Raw genomic sequence first — 3,882 nt, 5'->3', positions numbered from 1 at the left:
GCGGGGCCGTGGGCGGCGGGTGCGGTCGTCATGAGGGGATGATGCGAACCGAACGGGTCCCGTGGGCGAGGGCCCGTGCTACGTTCGGCGGATGGCTGATTCGGTCGCGCTCGATGCGGTTGACCTGGGGATTCTGCGGCTGTTGCAGAACGATGCGCGGATGACCTACCGCGATCTCGCCGCCGCGGTGGGGGTGGCCCCCTCCACCTGTATGGACCGGGTACGGCGGTTGCGGCGCGGTGGGGTGATCCTGGGGCACACGCTGCGGTTGGACCCGGCGCGGCTGGGCCGCCCCCTGGAGGCCCTGCTCTCGGTGCAGGTGCGGCCCCACCGCCGGGAGGTGATCGGTCCGTTCGTGGAACGGGTCCGGCGGTACCCGGAGGCGCGGGCGCTGTTCCACCTCTCCGGCCCCGACGACTACCTGGTGCACGTGGCGGTTGCCGGTCCGGCGGAGTTGCAGCGCCTGGTGGTGGAGGGGTTCACCGCTCGGCGGGAGGTGACGCGGGTGGAGACCAGACTGGTGTTCCGCCAGTGGTCCTGCGGGCCGCTGTTGCCACCGGAGGACGCCGGAGGGTCACCCGGGGGAGCGGTGTCGGCAGCCGGGGAGCCGGAGGGCACCCCACCGGGGCCGGACCGGAGGGTTGCGGGAGGGTCACGACAGGATTCTCGCGCCGTTCGGTGATGACGAACCGGCCCCCGACGTACCAGGATGGGGCCATGTCCGATACCACGCACGACCTGCTTCCCCGTCAGCTGGCCGACGCCCACCTCGACGCGTTGGTCGAATTGCAGCCCCTGATCGGCACCTACCTCGGCATCCCGGGGACGGCCGACCGGTTGCCCGACCTCTCCCCCACCGGCCTCGAGGCGCTGGCGGACCTCAACCGGGAGACGCTGCGTCGGCTGGACGCGGCCGAGACGCTCCCCGGTGCCGGGGATGACGCCGAGCGGCGCTGCGCCCGCCTGCTGCGGGAACGGCTGACCGCCGATCTGGCGATCCACGACGCCGGCGAACGGCTGCGGGAGATCAACAACCTGTTCTCGCCCGTGCACGACATCCGCCAGGCGTTCACCCTGATGCCGCTGGCCTCGGAGGAGGACTGGAGTTCCGTGGCCCGCCGGCTGAAGGCCGTGCCGGCGGCCCTGGAGGGGTACCGGAGCTCGTTGGCAACCGGCCTGGAGCGGGGGTTGCTCGCCGCGGAACGACAGGTGCGGACCGTGGTGGATCAGCTCGGCGAGTGGGTGGGTGAGGGTTCGGACGGAGGCTGGTTCGCCGACTTCGTCGCCAAGGGCCCGGACTCCCTGCGCGTCGAACTGGACGAGAGCGCCGCCGCCGCCGGTGCGGCGGTGGCCGCTCTGCGCGACTGGCTGCGGGACACCTACGCGCCGCGCGCGACGGGTGTTCCCGACGCGGTGGGCCGGGAACGTTACGCCCGCTGGGTTCGGCAGTGGAACGGCACCGACCTCGACCTGGACGAGGCGTACGCCTACGGCTGGGCGGAGTACCACCGCCTGCTGGCGGAGATGCGGAAGGAGGCCGCGCGCATCCTCCCGGGGGCCGGACCGTGGGAGGCCCTGCGGCACCTGGATTCGCACGGTGATGCGGTCGAGGGCGTGGAGGAGGTGCGCGATTGGTTGCAGCAGTTGATGGACGAGGCCATCGAGGCGCTGGACGGCACCCACTTCGACCTGGCGCCGGAGGTCCGTCGGGTGGAGTCGATGATCGCCCCGCCCGGTAGCGCCGCCGCTCCCTACTACACCGGTCCGTCACTGGACTTCTCGCGGCCGGGCCGCACCTGGCTGCCGACGATGGGCGAGACCCGGTTCCCGGTCTACGACCTGGTCTCCACCTGGTACCACGAGGGGGTTCCCGGCCATCACCTGCAGTTGGCCCAGTGGGTGTACGTGGCCGACCGGCTCTCGCGCTACCAGACGACCATGGGAATGGTGAGCGCCAATGCCGAGGGATGGGCGCTGTACGCCGAGCGACTGATGGACGAGCTCGGTTTCCTGACCGACCCGCAGCGCCGTCTGGGGTACCTGGACTGTCAGATGATGCGAGCGGTGCGGGTGATCATCGACATCGGGATGCACCTGGAACTGGAGATCCCGGCGGACTCCGGTTTCCACCCGGGCGAGCGGTGGACGCCGGAGCTGGCGCGGGAGTTCTTCGGTGCGCACAGCAGCCGATCGGCGGAGTTCGTCGACAGTGAGCTGGTGCGGTACCTGGGGATGCCGGGACAGGCCATCGGATACAAGCTGGGCGAGCGGGTCTGGTTGCGGGGCCGGGAGGCCGCCCGGGCCGCGCACGGCGAATCCTTCGACGCCAAGGCCTGGCACATGGCGGCGTTGTCCCTGGGGTCGCTGGGGCTGGACGACCTGGAGGAGGAACTGTCGGCGCTGTGAGGCGCCGGGTCACGGCCCCGGCGTGAATCGCCGGGGCCGTCGCATCACACGGGGTCGGGACCGCGCAGCCGCAGTCCGGATCCCCGACGGCCCTTGGTGATCTCCAACTGGACGGGAATGCGGGAGCGCAGTTCGGCGACGTGGCTGACGATCCCGACGCTGCGGTTGCGTTCGCGCAGCGAGTCCAGCACGTCCAGCACATCGTCCAGGGACTGCTCGTCCAGGGTGCCGAACCCCTCGTCGACGAAGAGGGTGTCCAGCCGTACCCCGCCCGCCTCCTCGGCCACCACGTCGGCCAGGCCGAGGGCGAGGGAGAGGGAGACCAGGAAGGACTCGCCGCCCGAGAGGGTGGCGGTGTCCCGGTGGCGGCCGGTCCACCCGTCCACCACGTGCAGGCCCAGGCCACTGCGGCCCCGACCGCTACGGGTGTCGGTGTGTTCCAGCAGGTAGCGACCGGCCGTCATACGGTCCAGGCGGGCGCCGGCCACCGCCGCGACCTGTTCCAGGCGGGCGGCCAGGACGTAGGTCTCCAGTCTCATCCGGTAGGCGTTCTCCCCCGCGGTACCGGCGGTGAGCCCGGCCAACAGGCTCACCCGCCGGCTCTCCTCACGCCGGGGCGCCGATTCGCGGGCCCCCGTCGCCACGGCCCTGGAGAGCGCCTCGATGTCGGTGACCCGGGCACGCGCGGTGTCCGCCGTCGCCGCGGCGGCGCGCCACCGCGCCTCGCTCGCGCCCAGTTCCTTCCCGGTGACCGCGGGGTCGGGCGCGGGACCGTCGGTCGGGGCGTCGGGAAGGGAGCCGGACGGGGAACGGAGGGCCGGGTCGGAGAGAAGCGCGTCGACGGCGGCCCGGCGGCGGTCGTGGTCCTCGATCCGCCGGCGCAGCGCGGCGCGGAACTCCGGGGGGAGGGCGGCGGACTCGGCCGCATCCGCGCGGGGGAAACCGGCCCGCCAGACCACCTCGGCGAGTCGGTCGTCGGCCCGCTTGAGACGGTCGGCGGTCTCCCGGACGGCACGGGTGGCCGCAGCGGCGACCGCGAGGGCCTCCGTCGTGACGGCCAGCAGGTCGGCACGGGCGTCGAGGTCTTCGGACGTGTGGTCGGTGGGCTCGGCGGCCCGCAGGTGGTCCAGACGTTCGGCGAGCGCGGCCCGGCGGGAGGAGCGGGCGGCACGGCGGTGGTCGAGGTCGCGCAACCGGTCGAGGAGGTCGGTTTCCGCGCGGTCGGTCTCCTCCAGCAGGGTCCGGAGCCGGCGCAGGCGCTCCTCCGCCTCCCGGGCCGTCGTCCGCTCCCCCTCCAGTCGGGTGACCAGTGCCTCGAGGGTCGTCGTGGGCTCGCCCTCGGCGGTGTGGTCGGCGGCCGCGCGTTCGGTGCGCAGTTCGGCGAGCCGGCGAGCGGTTTCCTCCCGTGCCTCCAGGCCGGCCTCGTGGTGTCGTTGGGCCTCCTTCTCCGCGGAGGCGTCGGGGGCGCCGGGGAGG

General features: G+C 73.1%; 3 protein-coding genes. 2 read left to right on the top strand and 1 reads right to left on the bottom strand.

The window, feature by feature from the left end:
• Positions 1 to 91: 91 nt before the first annotated feature.
• Positions 92 to 682: an Lrp/AsnC family transcriptional regulator gene (locus tag FNQ90_RS15310; protein ID WP_182606891.1), complete on the top strand. Its 591-nt coding sequence runs from the start codon at positions 92 to 94 to the stop codon at positions 680 to 682.
• Between the two features lie 35 nt (positions 683 to 717).
• Positions 718 to 2,406 carry a DUF885 domain-containing protein gene (locus tag FNQ90_RS15305; protein WP_182606890.1) on the top strand — a complete coding sequence of 563 codons (1,689 nt, stop codon included), beginning with the start codon at positions 718 to 720 and terminating at the stop codon, positions 2,404 to 2,406.
• A gap of 44 nt (positions 2,407 to 2,450) precedes the next feature.
• On the opposite strand, the gene FNQ90_RS15300 is transcribed toward FNQ90_RS15305, so the two are convergent.
• Positions 2,451 to 3,882 (bottom strand): SbcC/MukB-like Walker B domain-containing protein (locus FNQ90_RS15300; protein WP_323379984.1); only part of this gene is annotated, 1,432 nt, incomplete at its 5' end.

This window comes from Streptomyces alkaliphilus (assembly GCF_014141535.1).
In the GTDB taxonomy this organism is placed as follows: Bacteria; Actinomycetota; Actinomycetes; order Streptomycetales; family Streptomycetaceae; genus Streptomyces; species Streptomyces alkaliphilus.
This window is presented reverse-complemented; position numbering and strand designations above follow the sequence as displayed.